Raw genomic sequence first — 15,672 nt, forward strand, 5'->3', positions numbered from 1 at the left:
TCCCCCAAAATCCAAGGCCGTTGGCCGAGCGCCCGATGTTCCGGGCCCGCTCCCGCGGCCGCACTTCGGAACTTTGCGAGGACTTCCCTTGACTGAACACCTGAACCTTTCCGGCGTTTCCCACGGCTACGGCGACCGCCTGCTGCTGGACGACATCAACCTGGCCATCACCGCGCGCGAGCACGTGGCGGTGGTGGGCGAAAACGGCGCCGGCAAATCCACCCTCCTGAGGATCCTGGCCGGGCATGAGCAGCCGCAGGAGGGCACCCTCACCACCAGCGGCCGGGTCGGTTACCTCGCCCAGACCCATGGGCTGCCGGAGTCATTCACCGTGGGCGGAGCCATCGACGCGTCGCTCGCTTCCCTCCGCGCTCTGGAAGCGGAGCTGGACCGGCTCGAGGCCGGGCTGGCCGACGCCGCAGACCACGACCTGGAAACCTACGGGAGGCTGCAGACCGAATACCAGCTCCGGGAAGGCTACGCCGCCGAATCACGGGTGGAAGCTGCGCTGGACCGGCTGGGCCTGGGCGGCTTGGACCGGAACCGGACACTCGGATCGTTGTCCGGCGGCGAGCAGGAACGCGTGGCGCTGGCCTGCGTCCTGGCCGACCCCGCGGACGTCCTGCTCCTGGACGAACCCACCAACCATCTCGATGCCCGGGGCGTGGCATGGCTCGAGGAACGGCTGGCAGCGCACCGCGGCATCGTGGTGGTTGTTTCGCACGACAGGATGCTGCTCCGCAAGGTGGCCACCACGATCATCGAAGTCGACGCCGAGCGCCGTACCGTGACCCGCTACGGCAACGGTTATGACGGTTACCTCCGGGAGAAGGCCGCCGAACGCCAACGCTGGGTTCAGCAGTACCACGGCTGGCTGGACGCGATGGCAGCCGAGAAGCTCCAGGCGGAAACGCGGGCGGGGAACATGGGATACGGCCGCAAGCGCGACGGCGACAAAATGGCCTTCGGCTTCAAAACGGGCACCTGGGAACGGGCCGCGAGCAGCCAGGTCCGCAATGCCCGGGAGCGGTTGCGGCGGCTCGAAGCCAGCCCGGTGGAGCAGCCGCCGGTGCCGTTGCGGCTCGCGCCGCCGGAATCCCTGGGTGCCGGGGTCCTTACTCCGGACAGTACCGATGGCCCCGTTTTGTCTGTCCGCGGCGTCAGCGTCCCGGGAAGACTCCATGCCACCGATTTCGCCGCCGGTGCCGGCGAGAAGGTCCTGATCGTCGGGCCGAACGGTGCCGGCAAGTCCACGCTGCTGTCCGTGCTCGCCGGAACCTTGGCGCCCGCGGGTGGGAGTGTCAGCCGGCCCGAGCGGGTGGGCTACCTGCAGCAGGAACTCGAACTTCCGCCGCGTCCGTCGCTCCGGCTGCTGCCCGCGTTCGCGGCGGGCCTGGGCGGCAACATCGACGAACATGCCGAAGCCCTGCTCGGACTGGGACTGTTCCGCACCAGTGAGTTCCACGTTCCTGTCGGCAGCCTCTCGGCCGGCCAGCAGCGCAGGCTTGCCCTCGCCCGGCTGCTGCTTGGCGGCTACGGCACCCTGATTGTGGACGAACCCACCAACCACCTGGCGCCGGTCCTGGTGGAACAGCTGGAGGAGGCGCTTGCAGGGTTCACTGGAACCGTGGTGATGGTCAGCCACGACCGCGCCCTCCGCAAATGGTTCGCAGCATGCCAGCAAGCGGCCGGGGAAGGCAACGGCGGGAGCATCACCGGGCGCTGGATCCGCTACTCGATGGACCGGGGCGTGCTCGCGCGCGCGTGAACCTCGCAGGCCCCGAAAAACGGTGAGTTTTGCGTTAAAGGATCGTTACCGGGGAACCGGCAGGGGGAAACATGGGCGGCGCAGGATGGGCTGTAACAGTTGTTGCCGGCCGAAAGGGAATGCCCATGCTGACCAAGAACCTTTTCCTCCAAGGCATCTTTCCCTTCCAGGGCGCCGGCATGGAAAAGCCGGTGCCCATCCACAGCGAGCTCTTGCACTACGTCCCGGACGGGGTCATTAACCAGACGTTGTACTTCCGCGGAGGTAACTCAAGCTCCGAACTGATCACCGTTGTCCTGCTGCGCAACGGCGTGCCCATGCGGTACTTTCCCATTGGCGCCAAGAGCGACGTCCATGTGCCGCTGCGGGTGGTGGAGGACATCGAGGGCGGGTCCGCCGTCGAGCTTTACATTGCGGCCCCGGACGGCGTCAGCGGGTCCGTGGTGATCGACCTGGGGATGGTGGAGCACTGATGACCAGCCTGCTGGAGACTCCACGCACCCGGTCATCCGGGCAGGTTCCCGCAAGCCAGGGCACACGCCGGCGGCTGGTGGTGATCGGCAACGGCATGGCCGGAGCCCGGGCTGTGGAGGAAATCCTGGCCCGCGGCGGTGCCGCCCAGTTCAGCATCACGATGTTCGGCGATGAGCCCTACGGAAACTACAACCGGATCATGCTCAGCCACGTCCTCTCCGGCGAGGAAAGTGACGCCGACATCTTCCTCAATTCCCTGTCCTGGTACCAGGACAACGGCATCACGCTGCACGCCGGCGTGAGGGTGGACAGGATCGACCGGTTCACGAAACACGCCTTCTCCAGCGACGGCAGGGTGACACCCTACGACACGCTGATCATCGCCACCGGGAGCCACTCGCACATGCCGCCGATGGACGGGCTTTACACCCCGGGCGGGTCGGTCAAGCAGGGCGTGTTCGGGTTCCGCACCATCGATGACACCCGCAAGATGGTGGCGTATGCCCAGCATGATCACCACCGGCGGGCGGTGGTGATAGGCGGTGGACTTCTGGGGCTTGAAGCAGCCTACGGGTTGCGGAGTCACGGCATTGAGGTTGACGTGGTCCATTCCGCCGGTCACCTCATGAGCGCGCAGATGGGGCCCGACGGCGGTGCAGTGCTCCGCCGCAGCGTCGAGGCCCTGGGCATTGGGGTACTCACCGGCAGCCGCACCACGGCGGTGCTGGGCAGCGACAGTGTCACCGCTGTCAGTCTCCGCGACGGCACCGTGATTGCGTGCGACATGGTGGTGGTGGCCACAGGAATCCGCCCGAACGTGGACTTCGCTGTCCTGAGCGGCCTGCCCGTGGAACGGGCGATTGTGGTGGATGACCGTCTGCGGGTGCAGGACGAGGATGACATTTACGCGGTGGGGGAGTGCGTCCAGCACCGGGGAGAGGTGTACGGGCTCGTGGCGCCGCTCTGGGAGCAGGCAGTTGTGCTGGCCAACCAGGTAACAGGGACGGACACCTCAGCCCTTTACCTGGGTTCGCGCACCGCCACCAAACTGAAGGTGGCCGGCGTCGAGGTTGCCTCCATGGGCCTGCACGGGCCGGAACTCGACACCGACGAGCACATTGTCTTCTCCGAACCGAGCCGGGGCGTCTTCAAATCCATTGTGGTGCGGGACAACAAGATGGTGGGCGCCACCCTCCTTGGCGACAGCCGGAAGGTGGCCTACCTCACCCAAGCGTACGACCGCGGGCTGCCCCTGCCCGAGGAACGGATCGGGCTGATGTTCGACCTTGGGACACCTGAGGGGGACACCGGAGTTGCCGATCTCAGCGACGACGCGCAGGTGTGCAACTGCAACGGCGTCAGCAAAAAGACACTGGTGGACGCCGTGCAGGGCGGCTGCTCAAGCGTTGCCGGAGCCATGGAAGCAACCCGCGCCGGCAAGGGCTGCGGCTCGTGCAAGCTGCTGGTGCGGCAGGTGGTGGAATGGGCTGCGGACGGAGCCGTGGTCGAGGACCCGGCGGCCACCTACTACGTCCCCGCCATTCCGCTGGACAAGGCGGCGCTGATGGCGGAAATCCGGAAGCGCGGGCTGCGGTCGGTCTCCGCCGTGTTCCAGGCCCTCGCGCCCGGCGGCGAGGATGCGAAGTCCAAGATGGGGCTGGCCTCGCTGCTAAAGATGATGCTGGCTGACCGGTACATTGACGAACGCGACGCCCGGTTCATCAACGACCGCGTGCACGCCAATATCCAGCGCGACGGCACCTTCTCGGTGGTGCCGCAGATGAAAGGCGGCGTGACGACCGTCCAGCAGTTGCGCCGCATCGCCGACGTCGCCGAAAAACACAACGTCCCGCTGATTAAGCTCACCGGCGGGCAGCGGATCGACCTGCTGGGGATCCGCAAGGAGGACCTGCCCCAGGTGTGGGCGGACCTGGACATGCCTTCGGGTTACGCATACGGCAAGAGCTTCCGCACCGTGAAGACCTGTGTGGGCAAGGACTTCTGCCGCTACGGAACAGGGGATTCCACCAGGCTTGGCGTCGAGATCGAATCGCGTTTCCAGGGGATCGAGGCGCCGGCCAAGCTGAAACTTGCAGTGTCCGGGTGCCCCCGGAACTGTGCGGAGTCACTGGTGAAGGACGTAGGCGTGGTGGCCGTGGAAGGCGGCCGGTGGGAGATCTATGTGGGTGGCGCTGCCGGTGCCCACATCCGCAAGGGCGATCTCCTTGCCACAGTTGATGATCCCGAAGAGGTCAAGATTCTCGCCGGCAGGTTCATGCAGTACTACCGGGAACGCGCCAACTGGCTGGAACGGACGTACTCGTTCGTCCCGCGGGTGGGCATTGAACACCTGCGGAACGTGATTGTGGCCGACTCGGAGGGCATCGCGGCGCAGTTGGACGCCGCGATGCAGGACTCGGTGGACAGCTACGAGGACCCCTGGACGGAACGCACGGACCCGATGACGCCGGGGCAGTTCCGCACCTCGCTGCCGCTGACTGTGCTCCCACAGGTACCCGTCCGATGAGCGCCGGGGCTATGGCTGACGGAAAGGCGTATGTGCTGGGCCCGGTGGAGCAGATTCCGCCGGGCGAGGGCAGGGCCTTTGCAGTGGACGGCGGGCAGGTGGCCGTATTCCGGCTCCGTGACGGCTCGCTCCGGGCGCTCCCTGCCGTCTGCCCGCACAAGGGCGGCCCGCTGGCCGACGGCACCATTGACCTCAACGTGGTGGTGTGTCCGCTGCACCAGCACGCATTCGACCTGGCCACAGGCTGTTCCCTGACCGGCGCGGACAACCTTCGCCCTTACGTGGTCTCCACCGACGGGCAGCAGAATCTGGTCCTGCAGATGCCGGTGTAGCGCGCGTCACGTAGCACCCCTGAGCGTCTTGTAAGATAGACGAGCCGCTCGAAGCTTCGGCGCCACGAGAGATTCCGATCACATTCGGTTGCCCAACGGGCATTTCCCCGAATTTTGTGAGGGGAATCATTTGTGTCCCGGATGCGGCCAACCCCCAACCCACAAGGAACCGTTGTGCCTCAAAGTACCCCCACCGATCTCCAGAACCCCACGGCACCATCCACCGCCGTCGACCCCACCCTCAGCGCCGAGGGCTACAGCAAAACGCTGGGCAGGCGCCACGTCACCATGATCGCCATGGGCGGCGCCATCGGCGTCGGCCTGTTCATGGGTGCCGGCGGGCGCCTCGCCTCCACCGGCCCGGCCCTGATTTTCTCCTACGCCATCGCCGGCGTCATCGCCTACCTGCTCATGCGGGCACTCGGCGAACTCATCATGTACCGCCAGACCTCCGGCTCCTTCGTCAGCTACGCCGGCGAGATGTTCGGCAAAAAGGGCGCCTACCTCTCCGGTTGGATGTACTTCATCAACTGGGGAATGACCGGCATCGCAGAACTGATCGCCATCGGCCTGTACTTCCAGTTCTTCTTCCCCAACGTTCCGGTGGAAGCCTCCGCCATCGCCGCGCTGGCGCTCCTGGTGGCAGTGAACCTGCTCAGCGTCAAGGCGTTTGGTGAGTTCGAATTCTGGGCCTCCTGCCTCAAGGTGGGCGCCATCCTGATCTTCCTGGCCGTGGGCACGTACATGGTGGTCACCAACGCCCAGGTGGGTGACGGCCACGCCTCGGTGGCGAACCTCTTCGCCGCTGAGGGCGGCATGTTCCCCAAGGGCGCGCTGGTGATGGTCCTGGTCCTCAACGCCGTGATCTTCGCCTACAACGGCATCGAACTGGTGGGCATCACCGCCGGCGAGATGCAGAACCCGGAACGCGAAGTGCCCAAGGCGATCCGCGCCGTCGTACTCCGCATTGTGGTGTTCTACGTCGGCTCCGTCACCCTGCTTGCCATGCTGCTGCCCTCGGACCAGTACGTGGCCGGGACCTCGCCGTTCGTCACAGTCTTCGGCCAGATGGGCCTGGGTTGGGTGGGCGACGTAATGAACATGATCGTGATCACCGCGGCCCTGTCCTCCTGCAACTCGGGCCTGTACTCGATCGGCCGCGTGTTCCGCACCATGGCCAACAACGGCCACGCTCCGCAGTGGCTCACCAAGATGTCCAAGCGCCACGTCCCGTACGCGGCCATCCTTGCCATCGCAGCCTTCTACCTGGTGGGCATCCTGCTGAACATCTGGCTGGGCGGCTCCTACGCGTTCGACCTGGCGCTCAACTCGGCCTCCATCGGCGTGATCTTCTGCTGGGGCTCCATCTTCGCCAGCCAGATTGTGCTGCGCCACCGCAAGGGTGTTACGTCCAGCCTGCCGATGCCCGGTTCGCCGTGGACCAGCTGGGCCGGCCTGGTTGGCCTGCTCGCCATCACGGTGCTGATCGGCTTCGACACCATGACCAGCAAGAGCGGCGAGGTCTTCTACCTGGGCCTCTGGACACTGGCCACCATCCCGTTCTTTGCGGTGGTCCTGTGGCTGGGCTGGCAGAAGGTCAAGAACAACCAGCCCAAGAGCGAGCTGTACAGCTAGGGCTTTATTCGGCAGGCCGGTGAGCCTGTCAAAACCGCGACGGCGGGTCACCCTCCCGGGGGTGGCCCGCCGTCGTCGTTTCTCGGCCCATTCCGCGGCCCGAGGATCTGAATCGCCGGAATGGTGCCGGGTAGCCGGAATGCTTCAGCGTCCAGGCATTGTACCGGCGATCCGGACGCTGTCGCGGTGGGAGAGGGCTGTGAGGATCCGGTTCTTGAACTCGTGCTCCCGGAAGAGATCCTTCCATTCCACCCGAACGAACAGCCACCCGTCTTCAGTGAGTGCCTTCTCCCGGCGCCGCTCCTGGAACAGGACCTCGGCGGTGGGTGCGTAGTCGAAGTACTTGACCTTTCCGTCGAACTCGAGAGCCACTTTTTTGTCCCTCCATGCGAAATCAAGACGGTGCCAGCCCAGACGGCTCCTGACCTCGACCTGTGCCTCGGGCATGGGCAGCTTCAGGCGTGCAAGGAGTTCCCGGGTCAGCGTTTCTCCGGCCGATTCGGCGCTGGCTTCCGCGTGGGCAAGTACGAGCCGGAGGTTTCTTACTCCGCTGTGGCCTGACAGATTATCGGCCATGGCATTCATAAGATCGAAGTTGGCACCAAGCCGGAGTGCCTGGTCGGCGAGTACCAGCGCTTGGCGGTAATCAAGCATCATGCAGCAGTCCACGACAGTTCGCTCAAGGGCCGTCACCCTAAGTCTTCCGATCGTTGTTACTTCCGAGTCGGTGTAGGGCCGGCTGTGGCCCCGGACATCTTTCCCGAGCCGCTCGCCGGACGGCCGCACCCGAAGCAGGATGTGGATCAGGTCATCCACGTTCCATAGGAAGAGCTTGTGCAAGCGTGCCGCGGAGGTGTGGCTGTAGACGAAGTTTCCCGTTGAGGTGGTCAGTGTCCCGTGGGCGTGGGCATGGATCAACTGCACGCTGCGAACTGCAGCGGACTGCTTCTCCCACAAGGAGGCGCGGATGTAGCAGCCGTACCTCAGTCGGACAAGGCTTCCGCAACCGACCAGACGCCGGATGGCCCTCGAATTGAGCCCGCTGGCATGCAGTTGGCCAGTCCGCCACAGGTTTCCTGCGGTGGGCAGCTGTGGCAAAGATGCGGGGAGCTGTGTCATTCACCCAGCTTCAGGTGCCTGCGCCGTCCGGGGCCAGGGCCGGCGTCGTTATGTGGAAAAGTCCCACAATCGCTGGAATGGTGCCGGGTAGCCGGAACCTTGCAGCGTCCCGGCACCGTTTCAGCGATTACGACGGCGGGCGGTGGAGACAGTGGTGCCGTACGCGCTGCCGGGGCAGACTGGGCTTGTGAGTGAACCGTGGGTGCTGCATGTGGACCTTGACCAGTTCATCGCGGCCGTCGAGGTGCTGCGCCGGCCCGAGCTTGCGGGCAAACCGTTGATTGTTGGCGGCCGCGGCGATCCCACCGAGCGCGCGGTAGTATCCACGGCCTCGTACGAGGCCAGGGTGTATGGGGTGGGCTCGGGGATGCCGCTGCGCGTTGCCGCCCGGAAAGTGCCCGACGCCGTTATCCTGCCGGTGGACCATGAGGCCTACCTGGAAGCATCGGACAACGTTATGGCGGTGCTGCGCTCACAACCCGGCGCCACGGTCCAGGTGCTTGGCTGGGATGAAGCGTTTGTGGGGGTGCAGGCGGAGGATCCCGAGGCCTTTGCCCGGGAGATGCAGCGTGCCGTCCTTGAAAGGACCCGGCTGCACTGCAGCGTGGGCATCGGCGACACCCTGGTCCGGGCCAAAGTGGCGACGACGTTCGGCAAGCCTGCAGGCGTCTTCCGGCTTACCGGCGAGAACTGGCTTGAGGTTATGGGGAGCCGGCCCACCATCGAGCTGTGGGGCGTGGGAACGAAGGTGTCGCGCCGCCTTGCCACGCTCGGCATCAAGACCGTCGCCCAGCTTGCGGGGTCCAACCCCGATGACCTGGTCCCCGAGTTCGGGCCGAAGATGGGCCCTTGGTATGCGCAGCTTGGGCGGGGCGATGGTTCGCGGACGGTGGATGACACCCCCTGGGTGGCGCGCGGGCACAGCCGGGAAACCACGTTCCAGCGGGACCTCACGGAAGCCGGGCAGATAGATGAGGCCGTCAGGGAGCTGGCGGCGCATGTGCTGGAAGACGTCGCAGCCGAGGGGCGCCCTGTGGTGGGTCTGACGCTCAAGGTTCGGTACGCCCCGTTCATCACGAAGACGTATGCCCGGAAGATTCCCGAGACATCAGATCCTGCAGAAGTACTCGCCCGGGCCCTCGACCTTATGGCCAAGATCGAGCCGGAACGTCCCATCCGGCTGCTCGGGTTGCGGGCCGAAATGACCATGCCCGAAGACTCCCGGCAAGGGCATACCCCTACCCGCAGCGGATGGTGATGGTTCCGCCGGATGGCTCCGCCGGGGATCAACACCCGGACAAACAGAACGGCGGCGGATCCCTAGGGATCCGCCGCCGTTTCGCTCTGTTACAGCCGGCCCGGTAGAGCCGGACTGCCGCAGGAAGAGGCTAGTCGCGCTTGAACTCGTCCTTGACGCTTTCGCCGACCTTCTTGGCGTCAGCCTTGACCTGATCGGTCTGGCCTTCAGCCTTCAGACGGTCATTGTCGGTGGCATTGCCCGTTGCTTCCTTGGCCTTGCCGCCGAGGTCTTCTGCTGCGTTACTGATCTTGTCTCCGAGGCCCATGGTGGTGGCCTCCTTTCGTTTCCATTGATCAAACAGTGCCTTTTCACCCTAACACGAAGCTTGCTTACTATTTCAAGCCTTCCGTTTTCCGGGCGGTGGGGGCGCCTGTTGATTGTCTGAGCCCGCGGCTAGGCTCGGAACATGGACCACAGCATGAGCCTCACCCAGCACATTCAGGCGCCACCGGAAAGAGTTTGGTCCGTTATTACGGACATCCCCGGCTCGGCGGCCACCCTTTCCGGGGTTGATTCCGTCCAGCTCCTCACCGACGGTCCATACGGCGAGGGGACGCGCTGGAAGGAGACCCGGAAGATGTTCGGCAAGGCTGAAACGGTGGAGATGTGGGTGGCCGAAGCCGAGCCGGGCCGAAGCACCACCGTCAAAGCCGAGCAGGGCGGTGCAGACTACACCACCCGGTTCAGCCTGTCCCCGCGTGACGGCGGTACGGACCTCACCCTCACGTTCGGCGCCGAGGTCATCAAGCCCACCGCTGCCAGCAAAATCATGATGCTGCTGTTCGGCAGGATGGGCATGGCCGCCACCCGGAAAGCCCTCACCAAGGACCTGACGGAGATCGCGGCCAAAGCGGAATCGCTTTCCTAGTGGCGGCCCCATCCGGTAGGAGCGGGGCCGCTAAAGCGGGCGCTTCAAAAGTTACCGCCCCCAGGCTCTCGCCTGTTGTGTTGGCGGACCTCACCGAGGATCCCGCGCAGGGATTCCGGCGCGGTGCGAGGCACGACGGCGGCCGGTACAGTCGTGTGGAGGCCGACGGCCTGGAGCTGGGCGGGACGGATTTTGCGGAGTGCGAGTTCCAGGGCGTCTCCTTCAACGACACCCAACTCCGCGGTTCCTCCTTTCGCGACTGCATCCTCGGCGAGTTGTACGCGCCCGTCTTTAGGGCAGCCCGGACCACCTGGCGGGACGTTGAACTGCGGAACCCGCGGCTGGGATCGGCGGAACTGTACGAGAGCGGCTGGCAGTCAGTCCGGATCGACGGCGGCAAACTGGACTTCCTCAACCTGCGGGGCGCCAAGCTTACGGACGTGCTGATCACCGACTGCATCATCAATGAACTGGACCTCGGGTCGGCAGCGGGTACCCGGGTGGCGTTGAAGAACTGCACCATCGGTTCCCTGGACCTCAGCGGGGCAAGGCTCAAGGACTTCGATCTCCGCGGCACCGAATTCCGGAGCATCAGCGGGCTCGGCAGCCTGGCCGGCGTGGTGATAGATGACTACCAGCTGGGCCTGTTGGCGCCCCTGCTCGCGGCGCATCTGGGCGTCACGGTCATCTAATCCTGGAGTTTTTGTCCAGGTATGCAGACTTCAGGGCGGGCAGGCCTGCATATGTGGACAGAACTCGGAAGGTACGCAACGGATGCACGCCCGTGTACTATTTACAGAACGAACGGTCGGTAAGTGGGGGTGCTGCCGGTCGCAGATGACAGTGCTGTTTATCGCGTGAAGGGTGTTTCCATGGCTGCAACCGCAGGTCCGCAGGCTTTCCTTGTTGGCGGGGTCCGAACGCCGGTGGGCAAATACGGCGGCGCGCTGTCGTCCGTCCGCCCCGATGACCTTGCGGCCCTGGTAGTCCGGGAAGCCGTGAACCGGGCGGGGCTGGATCCTGACACTATCGACGAAGTGATCCTGGGCAACGCCAACGGGGCCGGGGAGGAAAACCGGAACGTTGCGCGGATGGCCACCTTGCTCGCAGGGCTGCCCCTCCACATCGCCGGCATTACCGTGAACAGGCTCTGCTCCTCGGGCCTGAGCGCCATCATCCAGGCAAGCCACATGATCAAGGCCGGCGCCGCGGACATTGTGATCGCCGGCGGTGTTGAGTCCATGAGCCGGGCTCCATGGGTCCAGGAGAAGCCCACCGCAGCCTTCGCCAAGCCAGGCCAGATCTTCGACACCTCCATCGGCTGGCGTTTCACCAATCCCCGGTTCCACAAGGGTGAGCTGTCCCGTGACGGCAAAATGACCTATTCCATGCCGGAAACCGCAGAGGAAGTGGCCCGCGTGGACAGCATTTCGCGCGAGGACGCCGACGCCTTCGCCGTCCGCTCGCACCAGCGTGCCCTGGACGCCATCGCTGCCGGCCGCTTCAAGGACGAGATCGTCCCGGTCACCGTGAAGACCCGTAAGTCCGAGCATGTCGTGGACACGGATGAAGGTCCCCGTGCGGATACCACCATGGAAGTCCTTGCAGGGCTGAAACCGGTGACTCACGGCGGCACCGTGGTCACGGCCGGCAACTCCTCGTCGCTGAACGACGGCGCCTCCGCGATCATCGTCGCCTCGGAGGCAGCCATCGAGCGGCTGGGACTGACGCCACGGGCGCGGATCATCGACGGCGCCTCGGCCGGCTGCGAGCCGGAAATCATGGGCATTGGCCCCGTGCCCGCCACGCAGAAGATCCTGAAGCGGACCGGCCTCAGCGTAGGTGACCTTGACGCCGTCGAACTTAACGAAGCCTTTGCCACGCAGTCCCTGGCGTGCATTCGCCGCCTGGGCCTGGACCCGGACATTGTGAACCTCGACGGCGGTGCCATCGCTTTGGGACACCCGCTGGGTTCCAGCGGGGCCAGGATCGCCATCACGCTGCTGGGGCGGATGGAGCGGGAGGATGCCAGGGTGGGACTGGCCACGATGTGCATTGGTGTGGGCCAGGGTACGGCGATGCTGCTGGAGAAGGTCTGATGGCGGCCGCTGTGGACCTGGCGGCGGAGAAGTTCCATGCGCTGCTGGTGGAGGAGCGCACCGACCGTGTGGTGGTGCTCCTCAACCGGCCCGAGGTGCGGAACGCCATTGACCAGCAGATGGTGGATGAACTCCATGTGGTCTGCACGGCCCTGGAGCAGAACCCGAAGGTGCTGATCATCGCGGGGGTGGACGGTGTGTTTGCCTCCGGGGCGGACATTGCCCAGCTGCGGGAGCGGCGCCGGGATGATGCTCTGCAGGGGATCAACTCGACCATATTCGTCCGGATCGCCAAGCTGCCCATGCCTGTTATTGCAGCACTCGACGGGTACTGCCTGGGCGGCGGGGCGGAGCTCGCCTACGCCGCTGACTTCCGGATCGGAACGGCCAACGTCCGGATCGGTAATCCCGAAACGGGGCTGGGTATTCTTGCCGCCGCCGGTGCGAGCTGGCGGCTCAAGGAATTGGTGGGGGAGCCCGTTGCCAAGCAGATCCTCCTTGCCGGGCGGGTGCTTGGCGCTGACGAAGCCCTGGCAGTGAACCTCATTACCGGGATCCACGAGCCCGAAGTACTGCTGGACGCAGCCCATGACCTGGCGGACCGGATTGGCCGGCAGGACCCCTTGGCCGTGCGGATCACCAAGTCCGTTTTCCATGCCCCCGCAGAGGCGCACCCGCTCATTGACCAGCTGGCCCAGGGAATCCTTTTTGAGTCCGAGGCCAAGTTCGACCGGATGCAGAAGTTCCTCGACAGGAACGCTGAAAAGAAGGCCGCCAAGACAACCGATACCGGGACCCGGGAGAAGAATTCATGAGCACACCACAGCTTTCCCCTGGCCTGCCGTCGCGGGTGGGTGTCCTGGGCGGGGGCCGCATGGGTGCCGGCATCGCCCACGCTTTCCTGGTCAAGGGCGCCGACGTGCTGGTCGTTGAGCGCGATGAGCCATCGGCAGAGGCCGCGCGGGAACGGGTTGAGTCTGCCGCGGCCAAGAGCATCGAGCGTGGGGCCGTGGACGTGAACTTGGACGAACTGGTGTCCCGGCTGACTGTGGGTGTGGATTACGACGCCTTCAAGGACCAGCAACTGGTGGTCGAGGCGGTGCCGGAGGACTGGGACCTGAAAGTCACGGCGCTGCGCGGCATCGAGGAGCGGCTGGCCGCCGACGCGTACCTGGCGTCCAACACCTCGTCCTTGTCCGTGGACGGCCTGGCCGGGGAACTTAAGCGGCCCGAAAACTTTCTGGGCCTGCACTTCTTCAACCCCGTTCCGGCGTCCACACTCATCGAGGTGGTGCTCGGCAAGCGCACGTCTGCCGGACTCGCTGCCGCGGCGAAAGGGTGGGTGGAGGCACTCGGCAAGACCGCCGTCGTCGTTAATGACGCGCCCGGCTTCGCCTCCTCAAGGCTGGGCGTGGCCATCGCTCTTGAGGCGATGCGAATGGTGGAGGAGGGCGTGGCGTCGGCGGAGGACATTGACGCAGCCATGGTCCTTGGCTACAAGCACCCCACCGGGCCGTTGAAAACAACGGACATCGTGGGGCTGGACGTCCGGCTGGGCATTGCGGAATACCTCCACTCCACACTGGGGGAGCGCTTCGCGCCGCCGCAGATCCTCAAGGACAAAGTGGCACGGGGCGAACTGGGGCGCAAAACCGGGAAGGGCTTTTTCGACTGGCCCAGCTAGGGCCGTGGGCTAGTCAAAAAACCCGACGATGTAGCCCACGAAGTAGAGCAGTGCCAGCAGGACCACCACCGCGATCGCAGCGATCACGACGACCTGTGTGCCCTTCTTCGTGCCGTGCTCGTCATGGCCCTGCGTGGTGCTTGTGGAGGCTTCTCCGGGCGGCGTCTCGCCCGGAGGTACGCCGCCTCCCGGCTCCAGGCCAGTCAGCTTGTCCTCTTCCGGGTCCGGATTCTGTCCTGACACGTCTTCTCCCTCGTTCGCTGGCCGGGGTCCGTTCCCCCGCGTAATGGGCTGTGGAGGTTGGACCTTAGGCTGGTGCAGTGACTTTCCTAGAACCCCTTACCCTGACCGGACGGTTTGTAACCCTGGAGCCTCTCGCCGAGGAGCATCACGACGGACTGGTCGAGGCGGCCAGGGACGGTGAGCTGTGGCGGCTCTGGTACACCTCGGTTCCGGCTCCTGAGGAGATGGCGGCGGAAATTGACCGGCGGCTCGCCCTCCAGGAGCAGGGCTCCATGGTGCCGTTCACCACCAGGCTGATCGATCAGGCCGCTGGAGGCCCGGGCAGGATCATCGGCATGACCACGTACATGAATCTCGACGCCGGGACTCCCCGCGTGGAGATCGGCTCCACGTGGAATGCCGCTTCCCTGCAGGGGACCGGGACGAATCCGGACTCGAAGCTGCTGCTCCTGCGCCACGCGTTTGAGGTGCTGGGCTGCCCCGCCGTGGAGTTCCGGACGCACTGGCTCAACCACCAGTCGCGGGAGGCCATCGCGCGGCTCGGCGCGAAACAGGACGGCGTGCTCCGCAACCACTCAAGGACCCGCGACGGGATCCTCCGCGACACCGTGGTGTTCTCCATCCTCGAACACGAATGGCCGATGGTCCGCGCCGGGCTCGAATACCGGCTGGCCCGGCGCGGGTAGGGGCTTACCGGACAAGTTGTCCCGGTTTAATGGCTGCCAGAAGGGCCGACGCATAAGCGCGGTGCCCCGCAGGGTTTGGGTGGAAGTTTCGGGGGTCGAAAACCAAACTTCCATCCGGGGCCAGTGACGGTGCGATGAAGAATATCCAAGGGTTGTCGGAATTGACTGCATGACCTTTGAAGCGATTGGTGACATCCACAAATACCGCTCCCGTTCCGGAGTCCTTTACCGCAGTCTCAACGGAGTCGTTCAAGGCATCCACAGCGGTGTTGATGGCGTTGAGAACTACAGGGTCAACTTGTGCGAACGGAATCGTCGGATCGAACAGCCTGGGATATCCGAGGACAACGATTTCAGCGTTCGGGGCGGCAGTACGAATGCGTTGCAGCGCGGCGTTCAGCTCCGTTTGCATGTCCGCGAAAAAAGTTGCCGAGGCTTGTACGGCCGCAAGACATGCCTGGGGTGCCTGCGTCAGACATGTCACCAGGACGCCAGTGACTCCCACATCATTGGCCCCCGCTGTGATGCTGACCAGTTCGGTGTCTTCGGTTAAGACATGGGAAACCAGCAGATAATCAATTTGCTGCTCAATGCTGGGGATGCGGGTGTCGTGGGGGATGTCGCTGTTCTGCGTCAGTAGTGCGCCATGACAGGCGGCGTTGAAGGCGAGGTTCACCCGCCTTGTTTCACCGACCGCATCAACATAACCCGCGGGGGTCTGGATACAAGGAGCCAACGTCGGAAACGTGCCCGCACCAGTTCCAGCAGTGTAGGAATCGCCAAGTGCCACATAATCGATCTCGGGCGGCGGGGCGGCGTCAGCGGGGACGGCTGTCAAGCCCACCGCCATTGCCACGGTGGCGAGGAAAGCTGCGAAAGCCGAGTGCCGCCGTCGTACAGCTCTGTTTTCCATGGGGTTCTCCTTTGAACGGCGGGA

At 65.0% G+C, this 15,672-nt stretch carries 16 protein-coding genes; 12 read left to right on the forward strand and 4 right to left on the reverse strand.

Features of this window, described 5'->3' with window-relative positions:
* Nucleotides 1–88: 88 nt before the first annotated feature.
* The 5 genes from QF038_RS03315 (at nucleotide 89) to QF038_RS03335 (ending at nucleotide 6,736) form a co-directional block, all read left to right on the forward strand.
* Nucleotides 89–1,768, forward strand: coding sequence for an ABC-F family ATP-binding cassette domain-containing protein (locus QF038_RS03315; protein WP_307608725.1), 1,680 nt, complete (start codon nucleotides 89–91; stop codon nucleotides 1,766–1,768).
* Nucleotides 1,769–1,893: 125 nt separating this feature from the next.
* Nucleotides 1,894–2,241, forward strand: a complete 348-nt coding sequence (locus tag QF038_RS03320) for a molybdopterin oxidoreductase (RefSeq protein WP_307608727.1) — start codon at nucleotides 1,894–1,896, stop codon at nucleotides 2,239–2,241.
* Nucleotides 2,241–4,769: a nitrite reductase large subunit NirB gene (gene nirB / locus QF038_RS03325; RefSeq protein ID WP_307608729.1), complete on the forward strand. Its 2,529-nt coding sequence runs from the start codon at nucleotides 2,241–2,243 to the stop codon at nucleotides 4,767–4,769. The genes QF038_RS03320 and nirB overlap by 1 nt, the downstream gene beginning before the upstream one ends.
* Nucleotides 4,766–5,101: a Rieske 2Fe-2S domain-containing protein gene (locus QF038_RS03330; RefSeq protein WP_307608731.1), complete on the forward strand. Its 336-nt coding sequence runs from the start codon at nucleotides 4,766–4,768 to the stop codon at nucleotides 5,099–5,101. Before nirB ends, QF038_RS03330 begins: the two co-directional genes overlap by 4 nt.
* A gap of 174 nt (nucleotides 5,102–5,275) precedes the next feature.
* Entirely contained in the window at nucleotides 5,276–6,736 is a 1,461-nt protein-coding gene (locus QF038_RS03335; protein ID WP_307608733.1) for an amino acid permease, read from the forward strand.
* A gap of 144 nt (nucleotides 6,737–6,880) precedes the next feature.
* On the opposite strand, the gene QF038_RS03340 is transcribed toward QF038_RS03335, so the two are convergent.
* Nucleotides 6,881–7,855 (reverse strand): hypothetical protein, encoded by a 975-nt coding sequence (locus QF038_RS03340; protein ID WP_307608735.1) that lies wholly within the window; start codon nucleotides 7,853–7,855, stop codon nucleotides 6,881–6,883.
* Nucleotides 7,856–8,057: 202 nt separating this feature from the next.
* On the opposite strand from QF038_RS03340, the gene QF038_RS03345 reads away from it, so the two are divergent.
* Nucleotides 8,058–9,113, forward strand: a complete 1,056-nt coding sequence (locus tag QF038_RS03345) for a DNA polymerase IV (RefSeq protein WP_307613389.1) — start codon at nucleotides 8,058–8,060, stop codon at nucleotides 9,111–9,113.
* Between the two features lie 130 nt (nucleotides 9,114–9,243).
* Here QF038_RS03345 and QF038_RS03350 read toward each other — a convergent pair whose 3' ends face one another.
* Nucleotides 9,244–9,420 (reverse strand): CsbD family protein, encoded by a 177-nt coding sequence (locus QF038_RS03350; RefSeq protein WP_050053911.1) that lies wholly within the window; start codon nucleotides 9,418–9,420, stop codon nucleotides 9,244–9,246.
* A gap of 141 nt (nucleotides 9,421–9,561) precedes the next feature.
* Between QF038_RS03350 and QF038_RS03355 the strand changes: the two genes are divergently transcribed.
* The 5 genes from QF038_RS03355 to QF038_RS03375 all read left to right on the forward strand — a co-directional run bounded on the left by QF038_RS03355 (nucleotide 9,562) and on the right by QF038_RS03375 (nucleotide 13,806).
* A complete protein-coding gene (locus tag QF038_RS03355) occupies nucleotides 9,562–10,023 on the forward strand; it encodes an SRPBCC family protein (RefSeq protein WP_307608738.1) in 462 nt (153 codons plus the stop codon).
* 80 nt (nucleotides 10,024–10,103) lie between these two features.
* Nucleotides 10,104–10,715, forward strand: a complete 612-nt coding sequence (locus tag QF038_RS03360) for a pentapeptide repeat-containing protein (protein WP_307608740.1) — start codon at nucleotides 10,104–10,106, stop codon at nucleotides 10,713–10,715.
* A gap of 180 nt (nucleotides 10,716–10,895) precedes the next feature.
* Entirely contained in the window at nucleotides 10,896–12,122 is a 1,227-nt protein-coding gene (locus tag QF038_RS03365; protein WP_307608742.1) for a thiolase family protein, read from the forward strand.
* On the forward strand, nucleotides 12,122–12,937 hold the full coding sequence (locus tag QF038_RS03370; RefSeq protein ID WP_307608744.1) for an enoyl-CoA hydratase/isomerase family protein: 816 nt from the start codon (nucleotides 12,122–12,124) through the stop codon (nucleotides 12,935–12,937). Before QF038_RS03365 ends, QF038_RS03370 begins: the two co-directional genes overlap by 1 nt.
* Complete coding sequence (locus QF038_RS03375; RefSeq protein WP_307608746.1) at nucleotides 12,934–13,806, forward strand: 3-hydroxyacyl-CoA dehydrogenase family protein; 873 nt, start codon at nucleotides 12,934–12,936, stop codon at nucleotides 13,804–13,806. The genes QF038_RS03370 and QF038_RS03375 overlap by 4 nt, the downstream gene beginning before the upstream one ends.
* Before the next feature lie 9 nt (nucleotides 13,807–13,815).
* Here the strand turns inward: QF038_RS03375 and QF038_RS03380 are convergent, their stop codons facing one another.
* Entirely contained in the window at nucleotides 13,816–14,049 is a 234-nt protein-coding gene (locus tag QF038_RS03380; protein ID WP_307608748.1) for a DUF6480 family protein, read from the reverse strand.
* A 77-nt stretch (nucleotides 14,050–14,126) separates the two neighbouring features.
* On the opposite strand from QF038_RS03380, the gene QF038_RS03385 reads away from it, so the two are divergent.
* The gene (locus QF038_RS03385) at nucleotides 14,127–14,735 is read left to right on the forward strand and encodes a GNAT family N-acetyltransferase (RefSeq protein WP_307608750.1); all 609 of its coding nucleotides are present in this window, start codon (nucleotides 14,127–14,129) and stop codon (nucleotides 14,733–14,735) included.
* A gap of 4 nt (nucleotides 14,736–14,739) precedes the next feature.
* On the opposite strand, the gene QF038_RS03390 is transcribed toward QF038_RS03385, so the two are convergent.
* Entirely contained in the window at nucleotides 14,740–15,648 is a 909-nt protein-coding gene (locus QF038_RS03390; RefSeq protein WP_307608752.1) for an SGNH/GDSL hydrolase family protein, read from the reverse strand.
* Nucleotides 15,649–15,672 lie beyond the last annotated feature (24 nt).

The sequence above is a fragment of the Pseudarthrobacter sp. W1I19 genome (genome assembly GCF_030817835.1).
GTDB lineage: Bacteria > Actinomycetota > Actinomycetes > Actinomycetales > Micrococcaceae > Arthrobacter.